The organism is Chitinophagales bacterium, assembly GCA_020635995.1.
Classification (GTDB): domain Bacteria; phylum Bacteroidota; class Bacteroidia; order Chitinophagales; family UBA8649; genus JAFMKE01.
Genome location: JACJYS010000005.1, coordinates 103897 through 129870 on the forward strand (window position 1 = coordinate 103897; position 25974 = coordinate 129870).

Consider the following 25974-nt stretch of genomic DNA (forward strand, 5'->3'; position numbering starts at 1 on the left):
TTATATTAACTTTGTAAAATGAAATTAAACATGAAAAAATTATTTGGCACTTTATTTTTAACTTTTGCTGTAGCATTTATGTTTGCTCAAGGCAATATTGAAGGCATTTGGTACAACACTACTAAAACAGGAAAAGTAAAAATATTTAAAAAAGGCGACAGCTATTATGGCAAAATAATATGGCTAAAAGAACCTTTGAGCGAAAAAACCGGAAAACCAAAAACAGACGAAAATAATCCTGAATCTAAATATAGAAACAATCCTATAATTGGTTTAGAAGTACTTCAAAACTTTGTTTATGATGATGGCAAATTTGTAGATGGCACTATTTACGACCCCGAAAATGGAAAAACATATAAATGCAAAATGACCTTGACAGATGCCAACAATCTTGATGTTAGAGGATATATAGGCATACCTGCATTAGGTAGAACAGAAAAATGGACACGTACTAAAGAGTAATGTTTAAAACACACATTATTTATATTCACACACAATCATAAATTTGTAAGATGCAAATATTTAAACTTATTAGGGCAGTTTTTGTATTTACTTTACTGCTAACCTTATTTTCATTTTCTTTTAATGGCAAAAAGAAATTAGTTAAAAGCAATCATGAAAAAAAAGGAGTTTATTATTCAAACTATGGGAATTTTAAAAACGGTAGTTTAATTATTAGAAACACCGTAAAACCCAATGAATTTCTATCTACAGTTTTTTCAAAATTTGATTTAGACAACAATTCAGCTTTAAGCGTAAGCACTTACAATGCCGATATATTTGATGCCAAAAAATTTAAAAGTGGAAACCCTTATGCTTTTGTAATAAATGTAAAAGACAAAAAAATAAGTCCACGCAAATTTATTTATGAAAAGAATGTAATAGAATACGCAGTATTTGATTTTACAAAAGATGAATTAACCGCCAGCTTAGAAAAAAAGCCTATTGAAATTCAAAGCAATGAAATAGCACTGCAAGTAAATGGTTCTTTGTACAATACTTTAATGAGCTACGATATCAATCCTACTTTGGCTATAGAAATGAGTGATATTTTTAAATGGACAATAGATTTTTACAGAATACAAGAGGGTGATTTTTTTAAAGTAATATATGATGAAGAAATAGTAGAAGGTCGTTCTATAGGAGAATTTGATATAAAAGCCATTAATTTTAACCACTTAGGAAAAGACCATTTAGCATTTTCTTACACAAGAGCAGGCAATGAAAAATTTGAGTATTTTGATGAGGAAGGCAACACCCTAAAACAGTTCTTTTTACAAGCTCCTGTGGCATATAGCCGTATCAGTAGTAAATATTCAAAAAACAGATATCACCCTGTTACTAAAAAGAATAAACCGCACTTAGGAACCGATTATGCTGCACCTACAGGAACGCCTATTTATGCTACCGCAAATGGTGTAGTAACTAACGCTCAGTATAAAAAATATAATGGCAATTATGTAAAAATTAAACACAACGACACATACAGCACACAGTATTTGCACATGTCAAAAATAGCTAAAGGCATAAAAAAAGGTGTGTATGTGCAGCAAGGGCAGGTTATAGGTTATGTGGGTAGCACAGGTTTAGCCACTGGACCTCACGTTTGTTATAGATTTTGGAAAAACGGAAAGCAAGTTGACCCTTATAAAGAAATAAAACCAAAAGCAGACCCATTGCCTAAAGATGAAATACCTGCTTACAAAAAAACAATAGAAGATTTATACACTAAAATAACTAATTTAAAACTCCTTAACGTATGATAAAGATTTATTTAACCCTATTAGGACTGCTTTTGTTTTCAATTGGAAACTCACAGGAGTACACCAAAGAAGAAACAAAAGAAGCTAAAAAAGAGATAAAGGCTTTGCTTAAAAATCCTGAAAATATATTGTTCTAAAAAATGAATCTCAGGAAAAGACAAAAATTATAGGCGACCAACAAGAAGATATAAATGAGCTAAAAAGTCAAGTAGCAATATCTAATATGGAATATTTGAAACTAAAGAATAGTTTACAAACAACACCTACTGCTCCTGCCGTTACAAAATCTCAAACTAATATAGCAGCTGGAAATTATAGAGTACAGATTGGTCTATTTAGCAATTTTGACATCAGCGATTTATTAAATAGTCCTAAGGCAATTTTTCATGAAATAATTGCAGGATCTCATAGATACTCAATAGGTAATTTCAATTCTCTTGAGGAAGCTTTAACTTTCAGAGACCAAATTAAAAAAATGGGTATTAAAGATGCTTTCGTTACAGAATATGCAGAAGGTGCAAGAAATATGTCTTTCTCAATAGATAATTATTCAAATACTCAGAATAACGCACTTACCAAAAATTCTAATAGTACAAACAATAATAAAAAGGTCAATTTTACCGCTGACGAAATTAAATCAATGACAAACACTACAAGTATTCAAACTGATAATTTGAATAACAGTAGTAACAGCTCTAATAATATTAGCAACAAAAAAACAAAGAAAGATTCTCCCTCTAATGAAGATTCTATAATATATATGGATACGGAGTAAGCTTATAACTGAAAAATTTTAAAAAAGCACTTGAAATTTCAAGTGCTTTTTTAATTTGCAATATATACTTATCTTTGCACGCTAATTAAAAATTAAAAAACAATCTAAAATAAAAAACACGAAATTATGGGTATAGCTTTTTATTTACCACTTATCCTTGCTTTAGTAGGTTTAGCATACATGTTTTACTTACAATCTTGGGTAAAAAAACAAGATGCAGGAAATGAAAAAATGCAGTCATTAGCCACTTTTATAAACGAAGGTGCTTTGGCTTTTTTAAATGCAGAATACAAAATCTTAATGATATTTGTTGCTATTGCATCCGTTCTTTTATTCTTAATATCTGTTATAGTTCCTTCTACACATTGGTTAATTGTTCCTGCATTTATTATAGGAGCAGTTTTTTCTGCTTTAGCGGGCAATGTAGGTATGAGAATAGCTACGCAAGCTAACGTAAGAACCACACAAGCAGCTCGTTCATCTTTATCTAAAGCATTGCAAGTTGCCTTTAAAGGTGGAACAGTTATGGGACTTGGAGTTGCAGGCTTAGCCGTGTTTGGCTTAAGCTTAATATTCTTAGTATTGGTTAAAATGTTTATGACAGAAGGTGGAGATTTCTACCACGAAATGACGATGGTACTTGAAGCATTAGCAGGTTTCTCATTAGGAGCAGAGTCTATCGCTTTATTTGCTCGTGTGGGTGGTGGTATTTACACAAAAGCTGCCGATGTAGGTGCTGATTTAGTAGGTAAAGTAGAAGCCGGTATTCCTGAAGATGACCCTCGTAATCCTGCTACTATTGCAGATAACGTGGGCGACAACGTAGGAGACGTAGCCGGTATGGGAGCCGATTTATTTGGTAGTTATGTAGCTACTATTTTGGCTACTATGGTTTTAGGAAACTACATTATTAGAGATACTTTTATAGAAGATGGCATTTCTGTAGGCTATGGTCCTATTTTATTGCCTATAGTAATTGCAGGTTTAGGTATTATTTTCTCTATTATAGGTACTTTCTTTATAAGTGCTAATGATGATGCCAAAGAAGCACAAGTACAAGGAGCACTAAACAAAGGAAACTGGGGTTCTATTGTTTTAACTTTAATTGCCTCTTTCTTTTTAATTAAATGGTTAATGCCGGAAACTATCACTATGAATTTCTTTGGAGAAGGTTCTATGGTTGTAAGCCAAATGAATATATTTATTGCTGTTTGTATCGGTCTTTTTGTCGGTGCGGTAATATCTGCTATGACAGAATACTACACAGGTTTAGGCAAAAAACCAGTTTTAGAAATAGTACAAAAATCAAGTACCGGAGCAGCTACAAACATTATAGCAGGATTAGCTACAGGCATGATTTCAACTGCCGGACCTGTTATTTTATTTGCTGCCGCAATTTGGGCATCTTATGCTTTTGCTGGTTTTTATGGTATTGCTATAGCCGCCAGTGCTATGATGGCAACTACTGCTATGCAGTTAGCTATTGATGCTTTTGGTCCTATAGCAGATAATGCCGGTGGTATAGCAGAAATGAGTGAACTACCTGACGAAGTACGAGAAAGAACAGATATATTAGATTCAGTAGGAAATACAACGGCTGCTACGGGCAAAGGTTTTGCTATTGCTTCTGCCGCACTAACGGCTTTAGCTTTATTTGCTGCTTATGTAACTTTTACAGGAATAGACGGTATCAATATTTTTAAAGCACCTGTATTGGCCGCTTTATTTGTAGGCGGTATGATTCCTGTTGTTTTTTCTGCTTTAGCAATGAACAGCGTAGGAAAAGCTGCTATGGAAATGGTAAAAGAAGTAAGACGCCAGTTTAAAGAAATTCCGGGAATTATGGAAGGAACAGGCAAACCGGAATACGGAAAATGTGTTGATATTTCTACAAAAGCAGCCTTAAAAGAAATGATGTTACCGGGAGCTATTACTATTGTTACACCTCTTTTAGTGGTGGGTATTGCTATTATTGCCACAGGTTTTGATTATAAATTGGCTGCCGAAGTTTTAGGTGGATACATGGCGGGAGTAGCCGTAAGTGGCGTACTTTGGGCTATTTTTCAAAACAATGCTGGTGGTGCGTGGGATAATGCTAAAAAATCTTTTGAAGCAGGTGTAGAAATAGACGGTAAAATGACTTTTAAAGGTAGCGATGCTCACAAAGCTGCCGTAACAGGAGATACTGTAGGAGATCCATTTAAAGACACTTCTGGTCCTTCTATGAACATTTTAATTAAATTAACTTGCTTAGTGGGCTTAGTTATTGCTCCAATTTTAGGAGAACATATTAATGCTAACAATCACCATACAGAAACTACAAGCCATGTAATAGAAGAAAGAGTTATTGAAATAGCTGATGAAACGGATGGTAGCACAGTAGAATTTAAAGCAGTAGAAGTTGATGGCGTTAAAACTATAGAATTTGTTTCTGGAAGTATTGAAGATTTAGATGAAGCAACTATATTAAAATTAGAAGCTGACGGTTTTGATTTATCAAGTTTTATGGACGAAGAATAAATCTCAATCAAAAACTATAATGAAAGGCTACAATTAAAATTGTAGCTTTTTTTGTTTCCGTTAACAATCTCATACAATATAACTGTGCTAACTGATATTAAGATACCTTTCTACAAACCATGTCTGCCGACAGGTAGAGGCATGACGTACGTGATATATTTAGCAAACCTTCCTCAAATCGTCATTACCGCGAAGGCGGTAATTCCGTAAAATAGAACTGTACTAACTGGATATTGAGATACCTGCCTCCGCAGGCATGACGTACGCTGTATATTACTTCCAAATTACCCAATTACCTCATTTTCAAATTAAAGTTTAGAAAATGTAAGGAATCAATATTTTTCTTTCTTTGGGATAATTATCAAATTTCTCTTTATACCACTTATGGTTGGCTATGGCTCGGGGAACTAAATTAGCTAAAGTCCACACCAAAAACGAAAAAGAAGGCAAGCACCACGTCATCACTGCAAAACCAGTCCATTCTATTATTTCTCCAAAATAATTAGGATTAGTAATGTATTTGTACAAAAATCCATTGGGTATTTTATAACCCACCTCATTGGGTTTTCTTAAATTTATTAAAATATAATCGCTGTATTGGTTAATTAAATATCCTATAATAAACAACAAAGCTCCTACTATAAACTGCCACGAATGAAGCCAATCAATTCCATATCTTTCAGGATTTTTTGCTAGAAAAGAAGCTATAAAAAAAGTATTAACACTATTAAAAAAAACAGCAGCTAACACTATAACTAAAGGCATTCTTTTTCCCTTAGTTTTTATTCTAAAAGGGAAAATTAAGGTTCGGTTAACATAGTGCAACAACCAAAAAATTACAAAAACAAGTACCACACTGTTGGTATAATCTTTAAATGCAAAAAAGTAAAATAAGAATAGAAACAATGCCGGAGATTCCATTAATATCCATCCCAATTTATTATCTACGGTAGGACCCCAGCCTTCTTTAGTGTGCCTGCCATAAGGAGCTGTTTTAAAAAAAATAAGATATAAAAAAGTGAGAACGCCTATTCCAATCCATATCCAATTCAAAATAGTAGTTAAATTCATTAGTTTGGTTTTGTCTTTGTTACAAAGCTATAAATAATACTCGTATTTTTGCATTATGACTAAAAAAGTGGTTGTAGGATTATCGGGCGGAGTTGATAGTAGCGTTGCGGCTTATTTATTAAAGCAGCAGGGCTATGATGTCATTGGCATTTTTATGCGAAATTGGGTTGATGATGAAGTTATTATTTCTGACGAATGCCCGTGGATAGAAGATAGCAACGATGCTCTTTTAGTGGCAGATAAATTGGGTATTCCTTTTCATGTTATAGATTTTAGTAAAGAATACAAAGAACGTATAGTAAACTATATGTTTGACGAATACGAAAAAGGTAGGACACCCAATCCGGATATTTTGTGCAATAGAGAAGTTAAATTTGATTTATTCTTAAAAAAAGCCTTGGCTTTAGGAGCTGATTATGTAGCAACAGGACATTACTGCCAAAAAACTACAACTAAAGACAATAACGGAAAAGAAATTTACCACCTTATAGCCGGTGCCGATAAAAATAAAGACCAAAGCTACTTTTTGTGTCAGGTAAGTCAAGAACAACTGGCTAAAGCTTTATTTCCAATAGGACATTTACAAAAAAGTGAAGTACGCACAATAGCTACAGAGCAAAAATTAGTAACCGCAGATAAAAAAGATTCGCAAGGTTTATGTTTTATAGGCAAAGTTCGTTTACCCGATTTTTTACAACAACAACTAAAACCTAAAGAAGGAAATGTTATAGAAATACCCGAAAATCATGCGGATTTTATTAGAAACTGGGAAAATGACACCTTAGAAAATTTAGCTCAAAATTTTATTTACAACGAAAACGATGGGAAAATAGTAGGTAAGCATCAAGGAGCTCACTACTATACCATAGGGCAAAGAAAAGGCTTAAATATAGGTGGCACTCCTCTCCCACTTTTTGTAATAGCTACCAATACTCAAACTAATACTATATACGTTGGGCAGGGAGAAAACCACCCCGGTTTGTACCGAAAAATATTAAAAGTAGCAAATAAAGACATCCACTGGCTACAAGAAAATTTAACACTAAAAAATGGTGAAGAAGCTAAATATAGTGCAAGAATAAGATACCGACAGCCACTTGAAAACTGCACACTTTACCAAAAAGAAGATGGCTTGTACTTTGTGTTTGATAATTTTCAAAGAGGAATAGCCGCAGGGCAATTTGTAGCTTGGTACAAAAATGACGAGCTTATAGGAAGTGGAGTTATTGGTTAAAAAACCAGCATCAATTCTTTAACAATAATATAAAAAGCCACTATAAAAGTAAAAATAGCGAATCCCTTTTTTAAGGCTTTATCTTTAATGTGTTTAGATAAATACATACCTACAAAAATACCAATAACAGACATGGCTGTATAAGAAATTAACAATTTCCAGTCTATATTATAACCTGCTTTTAAATCGCCTAAAAAACCAATAAAAGAATTGAAAGCTATTATAAATAATGAAGTACCTACAGCTTCTTTAATATCTATTCCTAATATAAGCACTAAAGCCGGAACAATTAAAAAGCCGCCACCTGCACCTAAAAATCCGGACAGCAAGCCTACTGCCACACCTAATAATAACAATGTTAATCTTCTATTTTTAGTTTCTTCTTTTCTACCCGAAACGTCTATTGGCTGGGTTTTATACATTCTTATTCCGGCTTGAAAAGCAAAAAAGGCAAACACAATCATAATAACAACATCTCTTTGCACAGAAATTCCTCCAATACTAAATAGAATAGTGGGAATAGCAGGCATTATCCATAATCTTGTAGCAAAAGTTACCATAGATGCAGGCAAAGCAAACATAACAGCTTCATCTAATTTCACATTGCCCGAAAAATAATTTTTAACAGCACCCACAGCAGAAGTTGCACCTACTGTAAATAAAGAATATCCTGTGGCTACAACGGGATTAATATGCAATAAATAAACGAAAACCGGCAAGGTTATTAATGAACCGCCACTACCTATTAAACCTAACGACATGCCCATAAATAAGGCAATAATATATGCTATTATCTCCAAAACGGTGCAAATTTCTTAAAACGAAAGGAATTACTTAGTGCCATTTAGCACAAAGTAGGATAATTTTATTAAAAACTCCTTAGAGTGGTGGCACGAATACACGTGCTAATACTTAGCGTTTTTATATTTTGACTTAGTAGATTTCCCCTTTGAGAAAAAATTTGAGTGGGCATTCCCACTATTACTTTTTCCTTTTTTTGAAGATTTTCTTCCTTTTCTGTCTGATTTTCTACCCGATTTTTCAGAAGAAGATGAGGAATCGCCATCTCTACCTTTAGCTTTCACTACCAAACTTTTACCATTGTTTTTAATAGTTTTAAAAGCTCTTAAAACCATCTCGGCATCATCATCTTGAAGCGTAATGAAAGAAAAATTTTCTAACAAATATGTATCTAAAAAAGCATTTTTATCTATATGCGATTTGCTTACAATATAGTCTTCTAAACTGTCTTTATTAAAACTATCTTTTTTGCCTTTTGCTATAAATAATCGGGTTTCTTTATTAGTACTACCAGCCAATGTTTTTGGCATTTTTATATCATCATAATAATCAGAAGTTAATTCATCTTTTAAAAAGTACTTTAAGGCGGATGTCAATATAGTTTTAGGATCATTGCTTTCTAAAAGCTGATTAGCTAATTCTAAAATAAATTCGTCTTTTTTATCTACTACACTTGAAGCAATATCTAAATACAATTGCGTTAATTTAGCTTCTATAAGTTCATCGGCACTTGGCAGTTCTGCTTTATGCAATGAAGTTTTAGCTATACTTTCTATAATTTTAAGTTGTTTTTTCTCGCTCCCCGAAATTAAAGAAATAGCCACTCCTTCTTTTCCTGCACGCCCAGTTCTTCCTATGCGGTGTACATACTGCTCAGGGTCTTGTGGCAATTGATAATTGATTACATGCGTTAAATCATCTACATCTATTCCTCTTGCAGCTACATCGGTAGCACATAAAATAGTACAACTTTTACTTTTAAATCTGCTCAATATTCTTTCTCTTTGGTTTTGAGCTATATCGCCATGCAAAGCTTCTGCCGAATAATCTAATTGATTAAGCTGGCGTGTTACATCATCTGTACCCATTTTAGTATTGCAAAAAATAATTCCATAAAAATTAGGATTTACTTCTAAAATCCTTTTCAAAACTTTCATTTTATCTTTTGCATAAACTGCATAATATAGTTGCTCTACATTAGTGGTGGTTATTTGTTCTTTTTTAACTTGCACTAACTCATAATCGCCCATATATTTTTTAGCCAGCGACATTATTTTTTTAGGCATAGTAGCAGAAAAAAGTAAAACTTGTTTTTCTTCATTGGTTTGATTAATAATAAATTCAATATCATCTATAAAACCCATATTCAACATTTCGTCTGCTTCATCAAGCACAAAATATTTAATATTTTCTAACTTAAGTTTATTTCTTTTTATTAAGTCAATAACACGACCCGGAGTACCTACAACTATATCTGTACCTCTATTCAAATCTCTTATCTGTCGGTCTATTGACTGCCCTCCATAAACGGTGGTAATAAATAATTTTTTATCTCCTTTAAAAGAAACTATTTCATTGGCTACTTGCAGTGCTAACTCCCTTGTAGGCGTTAGTATAAGTGCTTGTACTGCATTAGTTTTTTCTTTTAAATTTTGAACTATAGGCAAACCAAAAGCTGCCGTTTTCCCTGTTCCGGTTTGTGCTTGCCCTACCACGTTGTTTTTGCCTTCAAGCAAAATAGGTATAACTTGTTCTTGGATAGGCGTAGGTGTTTCAAAACCTTTTTGAGCCAATGCTTCTACTATAGACGCACTAAGCCCTAAATCTTTAAATTTTTGCATAAAATGTCTTTGATGTTTTGGAGTTGCTAACTACTGAAGGAATTTTTATAGTTACATTATTTTTCTCGCAACCTCCAACAATTAACCTGCTCGGTTATAAATTTTGTGCAAAGGTAATGAAAATTATTGATTTTTTTATTTTTATCCAAAAGTCCACAAATAATTAGCGGTAAAATTCCACAGCATATAAACTATCATAGCTACAATTTTGGCAGGATAAAAATTCATTAACTTCCATTTTTCGTGTAAAATAAATATAACGCCATTTACGATGCCTAAGCCTATTAAAGCAATTATTCCAAATTGCAACATTTGCCACAACCAGTTTGGATTTTCATTTTGAAATGCCCAATATTTATTGGCAAAAAATCTAAAAGTAACGCCTATAAAAAAACCAATAGAATTAGCCGTGTATTTTTGTAATTGAAGTTTTTCTTTAAAAATAAAAGTAGTTAGTACGTCTATGCCAAAACCTAAACCGCCTACTACAAAAAACTTAGAAAATGTAAGCCAAAATGCACTCATTAAATGGTAAACTTTCCATTTTCATATACTTTTGTCCCATCAGCATATATTTCTCCTCCATCAGTCATATCCGCTATCATATCCCAGTGTATTGATGAATCATTTTTGCCTCCACACTGGTGGTAGCTTTGCCCTATAGCCATGTGAATAGTACCGCCTATTTTTTCATCAAAAAGTATATTTTTTGTAAACTTATCTATTTTAAAATTAGTACCTACGGCAGCTTCGCCAAATCTGGTAGCTCCGGGTATCTTAAAAACTCTGTCTAATAAATCCTGCCCTCTTTTAGCTGTCCACTTTACAACTTCTCCATTTTTAACTTCCAGTTTAATGTCTTCCACTTCTTGCCCCATATATATACTTGGGTGCGAAAAACGCACCACTCCATTTACCGAATTTTCTACAGGTGCGGTATAAACCTCTCCTGATGGCATATTTGTTTTACCATCACTATTTATCCAAATTCTCCCTTTGGTGTTAAATTTTATATCTACATCATTACTCTTATAATGAACATTTTCACATTTATTTAAGTAATCTACTATGCTTTGCTGGCGTTCGCTTAGTTTAAGCCACTCTTTTATAGGGTCGTCATATTCTAAATTACAAGCTTTATACACAAAATTCTCGTACTCACGCAAGCTCATACCCGCCTCTTGGGCACTTGCTTGGGTAGGAAATTGACACAAACTTCTTCTTAAATCGTAAGAACCTGTACGCTTCATATAAGTTTTCATCATAGGGCTTCGTGCCACGCTGGCTCTTTTTCTTTTCTCTCCATCTACATTTTGTACATCCTTTAAATTAAAAGGTGCTCTTATTACTAAATAACAATCAAAAGTTTCCATAACTTGCTCTAAAAACGGATTAACAAAATCTAATTGATGGTCTGCTGCATTATCTAAAAATATTTTATCCTGCTCTTGTATTTCAACATCTAAAAATGGATGCCCTCCGGCTAAATATATTTCTTTTAGCAACTCTTGCAATAATGGTTCTGCTAAATAAGTAGTCCTCACATAAACTTTATCGTTTTTCTTTACTTGAAGACAGTAGTTTGTCAATAAATTGGCATATTTTACGTATATATCTCTCATGATTTATTTAATATTTGAACTGCAAATATAAAATATTGAGCATCAAGAAGTAAATAGATTTTTAATTAATCAGATATTTTGAGTATAATTGTAAGCGAAATACAAAACCACATACAAAAATGATAATTATAGGAATAGCCGGAGGGACAGGTTCTGGGAAAACAACAGTAGTTAACAAGATACTAAATGTTATACCCAAAGGTCATGTGGCTGTACTTGGTCAAGATTCTTACTATAAAGACAATGGACATTTAAGTTTTGAAGAACGACAAAAAATTAATTACGACCACCCTCGTTCTATTGATTTTGATTTATTGGTTAAACATTTAAAAGAATTAAAGGCAGGAAATAATATTGAAGAGCCAATTTATTCGTATATTAACCACTCAAGAGAAAAGGACTACAAAGTAGTTCACCCTAAAGATGTAATAATTGTAGAAGGTATTTTGGTTTTTACCAATGAGGAATTGCGTGAGTTATGCGATATAAAAATATTTGTTCATGCCGATGCAGACGAAAGACTAATAAGGCGAATACGCAGAGATATTAAAGAAAGAGGTCGGGATATAGATGAAGTACTTAACAGATATGAAACCATGCTAAAACCTATGCACAATCAGTTTATAGAACCCACTATGAAATATGCCGACATAATTGTACCTATAGGTGGCGAAAACCATGTTGCCATTGACGTTATAGCTTCTATGATAAAAGATAAATTGAAAAATTAACATGTATAAACACAGACAAAAAAAATTCGCTATTCCGTAAATTTTAGGAATAAAATGTATAAATTTATATAATCCTAATCGGCATTATAGAGGCAAATACCCCATATTTAGCTCATAATTTATACTTAAATTACAGAAATAACACACAATTACAACCCCAATAATCCTTAATAATGATACTTGAACACTTTAACTTTTCCATACCAAATGATGTAAAAAAAGAAATAAATAAAGTAAACTTAAGAAATTTACTTTCACTAAACATTATAGTACTTGTTGTTTCTATTATATTCTTATTGCTTGATTTAATAAACTATAACGCTGGCGTTTGGAATAATTTTGCCTCTCAACTTTACACATACATTTTACATTCTTTAATAGCAGGTACTGCCATTTTTTTAATTGTATTTACTAAAGAACTTGGGCTAAACGATAGAATAAAGTCCAATGCAATGGTAAACTACACACTAATTATTGTGCTTTCAATATATGTGCCCTTTGTAGTTGCCATAAATTATTTAGAACTAAAAGACCACTCATCTACAGGCTTTATAATGATTTTTCTTTTTATGATGGCTTCATTAGTTAGGGTTAACACCTTTGTTTCTATTGCAATTTTAACTCTTTACGGTGCTATTTATTTTGTAATGTTAAACTATTTTCAATTAACTATTTTAAAAGCTCCCAGCCTTTATTTTAATGGCATAGGTACCTTAATTTTTTATTTTTTAATAACCAATTACTTAACGCACAGAGAAATAATACATATTAGAAACGAACTTTTGCTTAAAGAAAAAAACGAAAAATTAAACTTATTAAATGTCAATTTAGAATTAGCACAAAAGAAAATAGAAAAACAGAATGTATTTTTAACAGAAAGCAATGCCAGCTTTAAAAATTTTGCAGCAATAGCCGCTCACGATTTAAAATCTCCACTTAGAACAATAGCCGGATTTACCGAAATACTCTCAAGCAAATATCATGACACTTATACAGAAAAAGACAAAGAATTATCAAAACTAATAACAAAAAACAGTCTTTCACTACAGCATTTAATAGATGATATACTCACTTTTTCTGACATCAATAAAAACCTACCCGAAAATGAAAAATTAAGTATTAATAATATCCTAAATCACATTTTAGAAACTTTAAGCAAACAAATTGAAACCGCTAATGCAAAAATAACACTACCCGAAAAAGATTTTTTTGTTTATGCCCATACTTCTTTGTTTAATCAACTGTTTCTCAATATTTTAAGCAATAGTATAAAATACAGAAAAAAAGACGAAGAACTATTTATACATATATCAAGCTACTTAAATTTCAACAACAATTTATGCATAGAAATTGAAGATAACGGCATTGGTATAGAAAAAAATTACCTTTCCAAAGTATTTGAGCCCTTCACAAAATTGCACAACAGCAACTATGAAGGAAGTGGCTTAGGATTATCTACCTGCAAAAAAATTGTAGATTTTTATAACGGTACTATTATAATTCAATCAGAATTAGGTTTAGGAACTAAAACTATAATTACCTTTCCAAAGGAAATGCAAAATAAATCATAAAAGTCTGTTAAGTAATCTAAGGCAATTAGTAAAAAAGACTTAAATTTACACCCTTAAACAAAAAAACCTAATGGCATCAACATCTGATATTAGAAACGGACTTTGTATGAATTTCAACAACGATGTATATACCGTTGTAGAATTTCAGCACGTAAAACCAGGCAAAGGTCCTGCGTTTGTAAGAACAAAATTAAAAAGCTTAACCAGCGGAAAAGTAATTGATAACACTTGGCCTTCCGGACATAAAATAGACGAAGTAAGAGTAGAACGCAGAAAATTTCAGTACCTATACAAAGACGATATGGGTTTTCATTTTATGAACAGCGAAACATTTGAGCAAGTTGCCATTCCTGAAGAATTATTAACAAATAACGATTTAATGAAAGACGGCATGGAAGTAGAAGCATTATATAATGCCGGCACAGATGAAATTTTAACAGCAGAACTGCCACAATATGTTATTTTAGAAGTAACTTACAGCGAGCCGGGCGTAAAAGGCGATACGGCAACAAACACAACAAAACCTGCTACATTAGAAACCGGAGCCGTTGTAAATGTTCCTTTATTTATAAATGAAGGCGAAAAAATAAAAGTAAATACCTCTGACCGTTCTTATATGGAAAGAGCTAAGTAAATACACATCAAACCAAAACTACTATGAATACTAAAGAAATTCACGAATTAATAAAAGTACTTAACGATTCTAATATTGCAGAATTCACTTTAGATAAAGATGATTTTTCAATAAGAATACGCACTAAAGATTTTTATAAAGGCAAAGCTACAGAGGTAGTTAATATTGCACAGCCAAGCGTAGTTGCTCCTGTGGCGGCACAGCCTGTGGCTCCTAAGCAAGAAACCGCTAAAGCTGAAACCAAAGAAACTAAACCCGCAGAAAAAACTAATTATATAGAGTTCAAATCTCCAATGGTAGGCACTTTTTATAGAAAACCATCTCCAGATAAAGATGTTTTTGTAAAAGTAGGCGATACTATTAAAAAAGGCGATGTAGTTTGCATTATAGAAGCTATGAAACTATTTAATGAAGTAGAATCTGAAATGTCAGGCAAAATAGTAAAAGTAATGGTTGACGACCAATCTCCGGTAGAGTACGACCAAGTATTATTTTTAATTGACCCTGCATAGTAGTAAACTTACATTTCAGGTTACTTTTCAAAAAACCAAACCGATATGTTTCAAAAAATACTAATAGCCAATAGAGGCGAAATAGCCCTTAGAGTAATAAGAACATGCAAAGAAATGGGAATAAAAACTGTGGCGGTTTACTCCACTGCCGATAAAGACAGTTTGCACGTTAAATTTGCAGATGAAGCCGTATGCATAGGTGCTCCTAAAGGAGCAGACTCGTACTTAAACATTAATAATTTAATGGCAGCAGCAGAAATTACCAATGCCGATGCCATACACCCGGGATACGGATTTTTAGCAGAAAATGCTTCTTTTGCCAGAATTTGCGAAGATGTAGGCATTAAATTTATTGGGCCTACAGCCGAAATGATTTCTAAAATGGGCGATAAAGTAACCGCTAAAGAAACAATGATAGCCGCAGGAGTTCCCGTTATTCCCGGCTCTGACGGCTTGCTTAAAGATTTAAAAGCTGCCGAAAAAGCTGCCGAAAAAATAGGCTACCCCGTTATTTTAAAAGCTACTGCCGGTGGCGGTGGCAAGGGAATGAGAATAGTGCACAGCGTAGAAACTTTAGAAAACGCTTGGAACTCAGCTAAACAAGAAGCAAAAGCGGCATTCTCTAATGACGGTATGTATATGGAAAAATTTATTGTAGAACCTCACCATATTGAAATTCAAATAGCCGGAGATAAAAGAGGTGCAGCGTGCCATTTATCTGAAAGAGATTGCTCAGTACAAAGAAGACACCAAAAACTAATAGAAGAAGCTCCCTCTGCTTTTGTTGACGATAAATTAAGAAAAAAAATGGGCGAAGCAGCCATTAAAGCCGCTAAAGCCATTAATTATGAAGGAATGGGCACGGTAGAATTTTTGGTAGATAAGTACAAAAATTTCTACTTTATGGAAATGAATACTCGTATTCAAGTAGAACATCCTGTTACTGAAGAAATAATGCAAGTAGATTTAATTAAAGAACAAATTAAAATAGCTGCTGGCGAGAAAATTGTTGGAGATGCTTATCTGCCCGAAGGAAATTTTGCTATGGAATGCCGAATAAATGCAGAAAATCCTTTAAAAAACTTTCAGCCTACACCCGGAACGATAACAGCTTTTCACACACCTAAAGGCTATGGCGTAAGAGTAGATACCCACGTGTATGCCGGCTACAAAGTGCCACCTTACTACGATAGTATGATAGCAAAAGTAATATGCAGAGGAAAAAGCCGAGCAGAAGTTATAGCCCGAATGAAAAGAGCTTTAAAAGAATTTATTGTAGAAGGAATAGAAACAACTATCCCTTTGCACTTAGCACTTTTAGAAAATGAAGAATTTATTTCCGGAAATTACGACACGGGAATAATGGAACGCTTTGATTATAACAGCATTCAAGCATCTAATGCTCACTAATGTAAAATTAAAATAGATTAAACTATTTTGAATTAACATTTGGCACAACTTTTATACTTTTTAAAATAAACCGAGCTATTAGTACGGTGTAAATAATATAATAAACGGCACATATAGCAAAAGCTAAGTTAGAATCTAAATAACCAAATTTGTAAACAGCCACTAAAAAAGCTAAAATCATTAAGTTTTTTAGTCCAAAAAAACCTAAGTAAACACTGGTCATTTTTGCCCACTTTAGCTGTTTTGTAATCATAAAAAATAGATTTAAAACAATATAAATGGCTAAATACAAACAAGAAATAAAAAAACTTAACTCGCCTAATTTTATACTGTAAAATAAATAAAGCGGCAAACTTACCACCAAATTTAAAATAATATACGCTAAGTAAATTGGGTTTTTAAGCGTATTCACTTTTTAATAAATTCTTTAAGCACAATATACAAACTGGCTACTACAAACAATAAACTACATATAGCTGTAAATATTTTTTGAGTGCCAAATTTATTATCTAAATACATACCTAAAAACAAGCCAATAAGTATGGTGGCAAGCATTTGAAAAGCTATACCCGAATATCTTAAATACTTATTCGCATCATCTTTAGACGGCAACTTGTCCTTGAGATTTTTCACTAATATTGTTCAGTTTATTAACCTTTCCCATGGTAACTTTTCCGTTAAAAGAAGCTCCTTCTTCCACCACAATTTTATCCGTTAGTATATTTCCCACTATAACTGATTTACTTTTAATAATAAGTAAGCGAGTTATTTCAACATTGCCTTCTATTTTTCCTTCAACAGTAGCATCTGTACAAAACAAGTTGCCATTTATAACACCTGTTTCTCCTACCACTAATTTTCCCTTAGCAGAAACAGAGCCTTCTAATACGCCATCTATTCTAATGTTTCCTTCGGTTTTTATATCTCCCGTTATTGTTGTTCCTTTTCTAAAAGTATTTGTAGAAAAATCTGTGCTGTTAGTTAAATCTTTTTTCTTTTCGCCAAACATGTTATTTTGTTTTTTAGTTTATAGACTTAAAATTAATAAAATCTTGTGGATTTTTTGGTTTTCCGTTCTGCCAAATTTCAAAATGCAAGTGCGGACCGTCAGTTAATTCGCCCGAATTGCCTACAATAGCAATAGCATCTTGCTTTTTTACATAAGTTCCTACTTTTTTAAGCAATTCTTTATTGTGCTTATAAAATGTAATTGCATTATTTCTATGCTGTATTGCCAGCACATTTCCCGTTTCAGGATTCCATTCCGATAAAACAACCACTCCATCTTCTGCCGCTTTAACTACATCTCCCGCCACTGTTGCCAAATCAACACCAAAATGCTCACTTTTACTATCAAATTCAGATAACAAAGTACCATTACTTATAGGCGATATAAATTTTAAAGGAAAATAATTAGGCTGAACATTTTTTGAAGAAGTTTCTACACTTAACAACTCTATTTCGTCTTTCAACTCTTCTCTAAACTCCTTTTCTATATCATTAGTCAAAGCCAAATTAATATCCTGCTTTTCCGCATGAGAAAAAGTATCGGAATAAGTAAAAGAAGAGTCAAATTTCCCGTCTAAAGCTTGCTGTAAATTTTTTAACCAATAATTTCTTTTATCTATCTGGCTTTCAAGAGAATCTGTCAATAATTCTACTTTTATCAACTCCGACCTTACATCTAAAGAGCCCACGCCAGGCATCATAAATTTTAAAGGTGTAAAAGCAATAATTAAAATTACCACTATTATGTTAAACAAAACAAATAAACTGCCTAATATAAACAAGTTAAGTCTTGATAATCGCAAGCTCGCTTTTTGCTCATAAGTTTCTTCATTTAGCACCACCAGCCTATACTTGTTCCTTAATTTCTCAAAAAAAGATTGGTTTGCTTTATTATTATTATCTTTAGCCATAAATTATTTAGCAATAATAACCCATTTTTAACGCTTAAAATAATATTTTTGTGTTTAATGAGTTATTACAAAGTTAACAAAGAAAAGAAAATCAAATTGAAGAATTACATCTCTATATATTTAATCTTGTTTTTTTTCATGTTTTTAACTTCTTGTGCCAAGCATAATGCACCTATTGCAAAACAAACTTATCACGATTTAACCAGTCATTACAATGGTTATTTTAATGCAAAGGAAAATTATAATACACAGTTAAAAAACTTAGCAGAAAACAGAAAAGACAATTACGACCAAATTTTATCTATATCTCCTTATGGCAATATCAAAGATATTAGTGCTCAAAACGATGCTCTTAATGTTACCATAGAAAAAGCAAGGTTGGTTATTCAAACACACCAAGAAAGAGAAAAAGGGAAAAATTATAAAAAAAATGATGACAACTCAGTAAGTAACTGGGCAGATGATGCTTTTTTAATAATTGGGCAATCATACTATTACCAAGGGCAAATGGACTCTGCCATTAGCTGTTTTAGATACATAACTTCAAATTTTAACGATGGCGTAGATGCCCGAAGTAAAAAGAAAATAAAAAAGCAGAAAAACAGCAAAAAATTAAAAGCTAAAGCTAAAAAAATAGAGAAAAAGCAAATAGAAGCTCTTAAAAAAGGCAAAGACATAAGACCTAAGAAAAAACTAACGGTACACGAACCTGCCAATAGTGAAGCTATGGTATGGCTGGCTAAAGCATATATTGAAAATGACCAACTTACAGAAGCACAGTCTGTTTTAACATTTATAGAAGCAGATAAAAATTTTATAAAAAATTACGATAGAGATGTAGCTCAAACAAAAGCCGATTTACAGCTAAAACTAAACAGCTACGATAGAGCCATAGAAGACATAGAAAAAGCCATTTCTTATAAAAAGAAACAAAGCAAAAATGCCAGAATGCAATTTATTTCTGCTCAGCTTTACGAAGCACAAAATAAAAGTGATAGAGCCGCAGAATTATACAAAAAATCAATAAAAGGCAATAACAATTTTGAAATGATATTTTATGCACAGCTTAAACTAATTCAAATGAATAGGAAAGCTGACAATGTAGATAAAGCTACCAAAAGATTAATAGCTAAAATGCTGAGAGATAATAAAAACAGAGATTTTTATGACCAGCTTTATTATGAAAAAGCTTTAATTGCACTTCAAGATGATGAAAGAGAAGATGCTGAAAAATATTTAAAAAAATCTATTGAAGTTTCTACTAATAACGATAAACAAAAAGCAAAATCTATAGTTCAGTTAGCCGATATTTATTACGATGAAGAAAACTACAAAGGAGCTCAAATGTATTACGACAGTTCTTTAACATATATAGATAGTAGTTTTACTAATTATGGAACCGTGCAAAGCAGAGCCTCTGTGCTAACAGAATTAATAGAATATTTGAATACCATTAGCTTAAACGACAGCTTATTGGCTCTTTCAAAACTAAGCAATAAAGAGTTAGAAGCATTGTTATACAAAAAAGCCGTTGACGAAGTAGATAGACAAATTAAAGAAGAAAAAGAGCAAAAGGATAACAATTTGCAAGCAGCCAACAGTAGTGGCAAAAACAATAAAGGCAGTTGGTATTTTTATAGTAGTTCAAGCAGAACAAACGGCTACAAAAAATTTAAGCAAGTGTGGGGCGATATAACTTTAGAAGACAATTGGAGAAGAAGCAATAAAAGTTCAGATGCCGAATTTGCCGATGGCGATAAAGACAATGGAGATGAATACATGAGCAGAATAAACGCCACTTATGAAGCCATGCTGGAGGCTGTTCCTAATAGTGAAGAAGAAAAAACAGAATTAAAAAATAATATTATTGATGCTTATTACGGATCGGGAGTTTTATATAAAGTTGATTTAGACAACATACCTAAAAGTATAGAAATGTTTGAAAAACTAAACAACTTATATGCTTCCAATAAATATAAAGCAGAAGCATACTACTTTTTGTACACACTATATACCGATAGCGACAAAAAATCTAAAGCTAATGATGCAAAAAGTATCATTTTAGGCGAATTTCCTAACAGTAAATATGCCAGCTTAATTAAAAACCCTAATAAATATAACGAAAAGGAAATAGAAGATTATTACGATAATCTATACACTTTATATACTAAAGAGCAGTACGACCAAGTAATAACAAAAGTAGATGAAGCAAAAACTAAATTTGAAAACAACCCTATTCAAGCTAAATATGATTTAATAAAAGCACTATCAATAGGAGGAAAAAAACAGTTAGAAGAATTTAAAGCTTCATTAAGTTATGTAGTTAATGAACACAAAAATACCGAAGAAGAGAAAAAAGCTACAGAAATATTAGCTTATCTTAATGGGCAAAATCCTGTGTTAGATAATAATCCTTCGCCTACAAACACCATAAACACACCTGTTAATAATGGAGGAAAAAATACTTTATCAAAAGACAAAATAGACAAGATAAAAACTCCTGAAAAAATAGATGAAAAATCTCGTGATGGTTTGAAAATTAACATAGGTAAAAAAGAGTTTAACATTGGAGGAAAAAATAAAGTTGACTCCAAAGACACTAAAAAAGAAGGCGAATAAAAATTTGACCAAACTGAAAATATGGCTTCTACAAAAACTAAAAGCAATAAAATGATAAGAACTATTTGGTTAGCATTCTTATTTCTAATTATTTTTATAGCAATCTTTTTTTGGGGAATATCAAAAGGCTTACTTGGCGAAATGCCCACTTTTGATGAAATAGAAAACCCCAATAGCGATTTAGCTACAGAAATTTATTCGTCAGATTCTGATGTGCCCATTGGTAAATATTATAGCAAAAACAGGTCTAATGCCAAGTTTGAAGAACTTCCTCAAAACTTAATAGATGCGTTAATTGCTACTGAAGATGTGCGTTTTTATAAACATTCCGGTATAGATATGAAACGTACATTCTCTTCAGTATTTTTCTTAGGAAAAAGAGGTGGAGGTAGTACAATTACTCAACAATTGGCGAGAAATCTTTTTCATGATGTTGATAGGTCAAGCTCAATTAAAAGAATATTTCAAAAACTAAAAGAGTATGTAATGTCTGTAATGTTAGAACGGACATATACTAAAGAGGAAATACTTACCATGTATTTAAACACAGTAGATTTTATACATAATTCTTTTGGTATAAAATCGGCAGCTAAAACATACTTTAATAAAAATGTAAGCGATTTAACCACCAACGAAAGTGCAACTTTAATTGGCATGCTTAAAGGTCCATTCGTCTTTAATCCTGTTTCAAATCCAGAAAAAGCTTTAAACAGAAAGAAAACAGTTATAGACCAAATGTACAAATATGGGTTTATAGACCAAGCGGCAAAAGATACATTAAGAGATAAAGAAATAGTTACAGATTTTAAAGCTACAAATCATATAAATGGCATAGCACCACATTTTAGAGAACAATTAAGAATGTGGTTAAAAGATTGGGCTACTAACAAAATAAACCCGAGCACAGGAAAACCATATAATATTTATAAAGATGGATTAAAAGTTTATACTACTATAAACGGAAAAATGCAAACCTATGCCGAAGAAGCCGTAGCAGAGCATTTAACAGAATGGCAAGATATGTTTTTTAAACATTGGAAAGGCAAAGACCCATGGGAGTATTACGATAAATATGACAGAGCCAACACCGCTCCTAAGCAAGAAGATTTGCTAATAGAAAATGTTACTAAAATATTTATGCAAAAAGACACTTTAAGTAAAGAAGAAGCACTTAAAGTAATAAATACACCAAGAGAAATGACTTTATGGAGTCATCATGGCAATATAGATACCGTACTTAGCCCCTTAGATTCCGTAAAATATTACAAAATGATTTTACAGACAGGTTTGCTGGCTGTAGATCCCAATACGGGTTATGTAAAAGCGTGGGTAGGTGGTGCTAATTTTGAGCAAAACCAATTTGACCATGTAAATATTAATACAAAAAGGCAAGTGGGTTCAACATTTAAACCACTTATTTATATTTTAGCCATAAAAGAAGTGGGTTATTCTCCATGTTTTAAAGTACCGGATGCACCTATTTGTTTTGACCCCGATGACCCAAAATGGCCTATTTTAAAAAAATATTGTCCAAAAAACTCAGATGGCAGTTCAGACGGAATGATGGCAATAAAAGACGGACTTGCGGCATCTAAAAATCAAGTAACAGCATATTTAATGCACGAGTTAAATGCTAATGCCGTGGTTAATTTTGCCCATAATTTAGGTATAGAAAGCGAAATACCTCCCTACCCTTCCATTTGCTTAGGAGTAGCCGATATTTCTGTATATGAAATGATACACGCTTACTCCACTTTTGCCAATGGAGGCGGAAACAGCATAGAACCTATCTTTGTTACAAGAATAGAAGACAGCCATGGCAATATTATTGAAGAATTTTATCCGCATAAAAAACAAGCTTTAGACGAACAGTCTGCATACATTATTACTCAAATGCTGAGAAATGTAGTGGACGGAAGTCCGTCTTATGCTACAGGTGCAAGAGTGCGTTTTAAGTACAATATCCCCCGAACATTGCAAATAGCCGGAAAAACAGGAACAACACAAAACAACTCTGATGGTTGGTTTATGGGCTACACACCGGAGCTTCTTGCCGGTGTTTGGGTGGGCAATGACGATAAATTTGTACGTTTTAGAAGCACATCTTTAGGACAAGGAGCCAGCACAGCACTACCTATATGGGCTAAATTTATTAAAAAAGTTTATGCCGATACTTCATTGCATTACAACATTAATGCTTCATTTGAAAAACCTACAGAAAAACTTTACGTAGAGCTTGATTGTACAAAGTTTGAAAATGAACACGGAAGTGAAGGACATACGCCAGAAATGAATAACTTCTTTGAGCAATAAAAAAAACCATAGTGGTTTAACTGATATTCTGCTTACTATACCCGAAAAACCGGGTGTATATAGGTTTTATTCTTCAAACAGTGATATACTTTATATAGGCAAAGCTAAAAATCTTAAAAAAAGAGTTAACTCTTATTTTACAAAATCTCACGATAGTTTTAGATTGCGTTTTATGGTTTCGCAAATTAGAAACATACAATTTACAGTAGTAGAAAACGAAAAAGATGCATTACTATTAGAACGCAATTTAATTAACAATGAAAAACCTAAGTACAATATCCAATTTAGAGATGATAAATCTTATCCTTCTATTGCTATAAAAAATGAACCGTTCCCTCGTGTATTCTTTACAAGAAAAAAAATAGATGACGGAAGCGAATATTTTGGTCCTTACACATCAGTTTTTTATGCCCGAAAAGCCTTTGAAACGATAACTAAACTATTTCCACTTAGAACTTGCAGTTTAAATTTAACAAAAAAAAATATTGAAAATAAAAAGTTTAAAGTTTGTTTAGAATATCATATTGAAAACTGTTTAGGTCCATGCGAGGGATACCAAAGTGAGGAGGAATATCTGAACAACATAGAGCAAATTAGAAATATTTTGCAAGGAAAATCATCAGTAGCTATAAGTTATTTAGAGGAAAAACAAAAAGAATTTGAAGATAATTTGGCGTACGAAAAAGCTCACGATTATCAAAAAAGAATAGAAACACTGCAAGATTATAAGCGGAAAAACAACATAGTGGACTCAAGTATAAATCATGTAGATGCCTACCACATATTATCTGTTGAAGAACGCAGTTTTATAACTTATTTAAAAATAAGAAATGGAGCTATTGTAAGCACTTTTAATTTTCAATTAAAGCACAAACTTGACGAAAACGATGCTCAACTGCTACAAAGTTTAATAGAAAAGCACAGAAGCGAAAGAACAGAAAATGAAAATGCTCCTGAAGTTATTGTTCCTATTGATATTGATATTGTTGATGTTAAAATAACTGTTCCAAAAAGTGGCGATAAACTGAAAATTTTAGAGATAGCATTTAGAAATTTAATATCTCAAAAGCAGCATTATTTTGATATTAAAGAAAAACAAGCAAAAAAAGAAAGCAATGTAGAACGCATACTTTTACAAATGCAAAAAGATTTAAGACTAACAGAAAAGCCCATACACATTGAGTGCTTTGATAATTCAAACATACAAGGCACTAATCCTGTGGCATCAATGGTTGTATTTAAAAACGCTAAGCCTTCAAAAAAAGATTATAGGCATTTTAAAATAAAAACTGTAGAAGGTCCAAATGATTTTGCCAGCATGGAAGAAGTGGTGTATAGAAGGTATAGTCGCCTTATTAAAGAAGAAAAAGAATTACCTAATTTAGTTATTGTAGATGGAGGCAAAGGTCAACTAAGTTCGGCTTTAAAAAGTCTTGAAAAATTAAATTTAATAGGTAAGCTTCCTATTATAGGCATAGCTAAAAGATTAGAAGAAATATATTATCCGGGCGATAGTTTACCTTTGTATATCAATAAAAAAAGTGAATCATTAAAAGTTATTCAACACTTAAGAAACGAAGCACATCGTTTTGCTATAACTTTTCATAGAGATTTAAGAAGTAAATCATTTATTCAATCTGAATTAGACCAAATAAAAGGCATAGGCGATAGTACTAAAGAAAAACTTTTAAAAGAGTATGGTTCCACAAAAAAAATAAAGCGAGCTTCTTTAGAAGAACTCGCTTTATTTATAGGTAAATCAAAAGCTAATTTGATTTACAATTATTTTAATGATTAATATGACCACAAATCATGCTCAAAATTAAATAACTCATCTTTAATTCTATCAGACTCAAATAAAGCATCTAATCCTGTAGCATATTCTTGAATAACTCTATCATAAACATTAGATTCTTTAGTTATATAGCTATCAAATAAACGAGCTTCAAAAATATCTTCCCAACTTAATCTTATAGCATCATTTCCTGTATTATAAGCTTCGTATTTAGAAATAATAGGTCTTAACTGTGGATAATAAACCCAGTACATTGTTTCATCTCCTAAGTAATTTCCATCACTACTATATGATTCTATTACTGGAGCAATACCTAAAATTCTAACTTGGAAAGTTGAAGTTTCTTCGTCAAAAAACCAATCTTCTTTAATTTTGTATTTAATAACCTTTTGTGGGTCAAATTCATTTACTTGAACAATTTCCTCTTGTTGTAAAGTTATAGGGTTAATACGCGAAATAGTATCTACACTATTGCCTATCATACCTACTTTCTCTACCGCCAAAGTATCTAAAAATTGATCAGCATTAAGAACCGACATATCATAAACTGTTAACTCCCCGCTAGCCGCAGCACTATGAATAATATCTATTAGAGGCATTTGAGGATAAGAGAAAATTAAATTCATTTTTTCTCTAACATCAATAGTTCTCCAAATTCTTTTTGTCCAAAAAACATCAGCTTCTCTGATATCATCGTATTCTATTATGCCTTTTTCCGATGTATTTTTCTTTTCATACACACCGTCTATCACAGGATCTTGTGCTTTTACGAATCCTATCGCAAAAAGGGCAACAAAGAAGATTGAAAATAATTTTTTCATAGTTAACATTTTATGTAATTAT

Annotated in this window: 24 protein-coding genes; 14 read left to right on the forward strand and 10 right to left on the reverse strand. The window is 32.3% G+C overall.

What is annotated here, in order from left to right:
• The first annotated feature begins 30 nt into the window (after nt 1-30).
• From H6578_08915 to H6578_08935, 5 genes are all read left to right on the forward strand, one after another.
• Nucleotides 31-462 carry a DUF2147 domain-containing protein gene (locus H6578_08915; GenBank protein MCB9227269.1) on the forward strand — a complete coding sequence of 144 codons (432 nt, stop codon included), beginning with the start codon at nt 31-33 and terminating at the stop codon, nt 460-462.
• Between the two features lie 50 nt (nt 463-512).
• Entirely contained in the window at nt 513-1763 is a 1251-nt protein-coding gene (locus H6578_08920; protein ID MCB9227270.1) for a peptidoglycan DD-metalloendopeptidase family protein, read from the forward strand.
• Nucleotides 1760-1900 (forward strand): hypothetical protein, encoded by a 141-nt coding sequence (locus H6578_08925; GenBank protein MCB9227271.1) that lies wholly within the window; start codon nt 1760-1762, stop codon nt 1898-1900. The genes H6578_08920 and H6578_08925 overlap by 4 nt, the downstream gene beginning before the upstream one ends.
• A gap of 86 nt (nt 1901-1986) precedes the next feature.
• On the forward strand, nt 1987-2538 hold the full coding sequence (locus tag H6578_08930; protein MCB9227272.1) for an SPOR domain-containing protein: 552 nt from the start codon (nt 1987-1989) through the stop codon (nt 2536-2538).
• 126 nt (nt 2539-2664) lie between these two features.
• Nucleotides 2665-5058, forward strand: coding sequence for a sodium-translocating pyrophosphatase (locus H6578_08935; GenBank protein MCB9227273.1), 2394 nt, complete (start codon nt 2665-2667; stop codon nt 5056-5058).
• A 315-nt stretch (nt 5059-5373) separates the two neighbouring features.
• Here the strand turns inward: H6578_08935 and H6578_08940 are convergent, their stop codons facing one another.
• The gene (locus tag H6578_08940; GenBank protein MCB9227274.1) at nt 5374-6129 is read right to left on the reverse strand and encodes a DUF1295 domain-containing protein; all 756 of its coding nucleotides are present in this window, start codon (nt 6127-6129) and stop codon (nt 5374-5376) included.
• Nucleotides 6130-6184: 55 nt separating this feature from the next.
• Between H6578_08940 and mnmA the strand changes: the two genes are divergently transcribed.
• Nucleotides 6185-7363, forward strand: a complete 1179-nt coding sequence (gene mnmA / locus H6578_08945; GenBank protein ID MCB9227275.1) for a tRNA 2-thiouridine(34) synthase MnmA — start codon at nt 6185-6187, stop codon at nt 7361-7363.
• On the opposite strand, the gene H6578_08950 is transcribed toward mnmA, so the two are convergent.
• From H6578_08950 to H6578_08965, 4 genes are all read right to left on the reverse strand, one after another.
• Entirely contained in the window at nt 7360-8130 is a 771-nt protein-coding gene (locus tag H6578_08950; protein ID MCB9227276.1) for a sulfite exporter TauE/SafE family protein, read from the reverse strand. The two genes, mnmA and H6578_08950, sit on opposite strands and share 4 nt — an antisense overlap.
• A 138-nt stretch (nt 8131-8268) precedes the next feature.
• A complete protein-coding gene (locus H6578_08955) occupies nt 8269-10005 on the reverse strand; it encodes a DEAD/DEAH box helicase (GenBank protein ID MCB9227277.1) in 1737 nt (578 codons plus the stop codon).
• Nucleotides 10006-10146: 141 nt separating this feature from the next.
• Nucleotides 10147-10530 (reverse strand): GtrA family protein, encoded by a 384-nt coding sequence (locus tag H6578_08960; protein ID MCB9227278.1) that lies wholly within the window; start codon nt 10528-10530, stop codon nt 10147-10149.
• Nucleotides 10530-11627, reverse strand: coding sequence for an aminopeptidase (locus H6578_08965; GenBank protein ID MCB9227279.1), 1098 nt, complete (start codon nt 11625-11627; stop codon nt 10530-10532). Before H6578_08965 ends, H6578_08960 begins: the two co-directional genes overlap by 1 nt.
• 119 nt (nt 11628-11746) lie before the next feature.
• Here H6578_08965 and udk point away from each other — a divergent pair, with 119 nt between their 5' ends.
• The 5 genes from udk to accC all read left to right on the forward strand — a co-directional run bounded on the left by udk (nt 11747) and on the right by accC (nt 16485).
• Nucleotides 11747-12358 carry a uridine kinase gene (gene udk, locus H6578_08970; GenBank protein ID MCB9227280.1) on the forward strand — a complete coding sequence of 204 codons (612 nt, stop codon included), beginning with the start codon at nt 11747-11749 and terminating at the stop codon, nt 12356-12358.
• Between the two features lie 173 nt (nt 12359-12531).
• Complete coding sequence (locus tag H6578_08975) at nt 12532-13929, forward strand: hypothetical protein (GenBank protein MCB9227281.1); 1398 nt, start codon at nt 12532-12534, stop codon at nt 13927-13929.
• A 70-nt stretch (nt 13930-13999) separates the two neighbouring features.
• On the forward strand, nt 14000-14563 hold the full coding sequence (gene efp, locus H6578_08980; GenBank protein ID MCB9227282.1) for an elongation factor P: 564 nt from the start codon (nt 14000-14002) through the stop codon (nt 14561-14563).
• Between the two features lie 23 nt (nt 14564-14586).
• Nucleotides 14587-15075: an acetyl-CoA carboxylase biotin carboxyl carrier protein gene (gene accB / locus H6578_08985; protein ID MCB9227283.1), complete on the forward strand. Its 489-nt coding sequence runs from the start codon at nt 14587-14589 to the stop codon at nt 15073-15075.
• A 45-nt stretch (nt 15076-15120) separates the two neighbouring features.
• On the forward strand, nt 15121-16485 hold the full coding sequence (gene accC / locus H6578_08990) for an acetyl-CoA carboxylase biotin carboxylase subunit (GenBank protein ID MCB9227284.1): 1365 nt from the start codon (nt 15121-15123) through the stop codon (nt 16483-16485).
• A gap of 22 nt (nt 16486-16507) precedes the next feature.
• Here accC and H6578_08995 read toward each other — a convergent pair whose 3' ends face one another.
• From H6578_08995 to H6578_09010, 4 genes are read right to left on the reverse strand one after another with little or no spacing between them, the layout of a single operon-like run.
• Nucleotides 16508-16897: a hypothetical protein gene (locus tag H6578_08995; GenBank protein MCB9227285.1), complete on the reverse strand. Its 390-nt coding sequence runs from the start codon at nt 16895-16897 to the stop codon at nt 16508-16510.
• Entirely contained in the window at nt 16894-17118 is a 225-nt protein-coding gene (locus H6578_09000; GenBank protein MCB9227286.1) for an AtpZ/AtpI family protein, read from the reverse strand. The genes H6578_08995 and H6578_09000 overlap by 4 nt, the downstream gene beginning before the upstream one ends.
• Nucleotides 17087-17494, reverse strand: a complete 408-nt coding sequence (locus H6578_09005; protein MCB9227287.1) for a polymer-forming cytoskeletal protein — start codon at nt 17492-17494, stop codon at nt 17087-17089. Before H6578_09005 ends, H6578_09000 begins: the two co-directional genes overlap by 32 nt.
• Nucleotides 17495-17507: 13 nt before the next feature.
• A complete protein-coding gene (locus H6578_09010; protein ID MCB9227288.1) occupies nt 17508-18404 on the reverse strand; it encodes a M23 family metallopeptidase in 897 nt (298 codons plus the stop codon).
• A gap of 138 nt (nt 18405-18542) precedes the next feature.
• Here H6578_09010 and H6578_09015 point away from each other — a divergent pair, with 138 nt between their 5' ends.
• From H6578_09015 to H6578_09025, 3 genes are read left to right on the forward strand one after another with little or no spacing between them, the layout of a single operon-like run.
• Nucleotides 18543-21023 carry a tetratricopeptide repeat protein gene (locus H6578_09015; GenBank protein ID MCB9227289.1) on the forward strand — a complete coding sequence of 827 codons (2481 nt, stop codon included), beginning with the start codon at nt 18543-18545 and terminating at the stop codon, nt 21021-21023.
• Nucleotides 21024-21044: 21 nt separating this feature from the next.
• Nucleotides 21045-23336 carry a transglycosylase domain-containing protein gene (locus H6578_09020; GenBank protein MCB9227290.1) on the forward strand — a complete coding sequence of 764 codons (2292 nt, stop codon included), beginning with the start codon at nt 21045-21047 and terminating at the stop codon, nt 23334-23336.
• Entirely contained in the window at nt 23326-25134 is a 1809-nt protein-coding gene (locus tag H6578_09025; protein MCB9227291.1) for an excinuclease ABC subunit C, read from the forward strand. Before H6578_09020 ends, H6578_09025 begins: the two co-directional genes overlap by 11 nt.
• Here H6578_09025 and gldN read toward each other — a convergent pair.
• Nucleotides 25131-25952, reverse strand: coding sequence for a gliding motility protein GldN (gldN, locus tag H6578_09030; protein ID MCB9227292.1), 822 nt, complete (start codon nt 25950-25952; stop codon nt 25131-25133). The two genes, H6578_09025 and gldN, sit on opposite strands and share 4 nt — an antisense overlap.
• Nucleotides 25953-25974 lie beyond the last annotated feature (22 nt).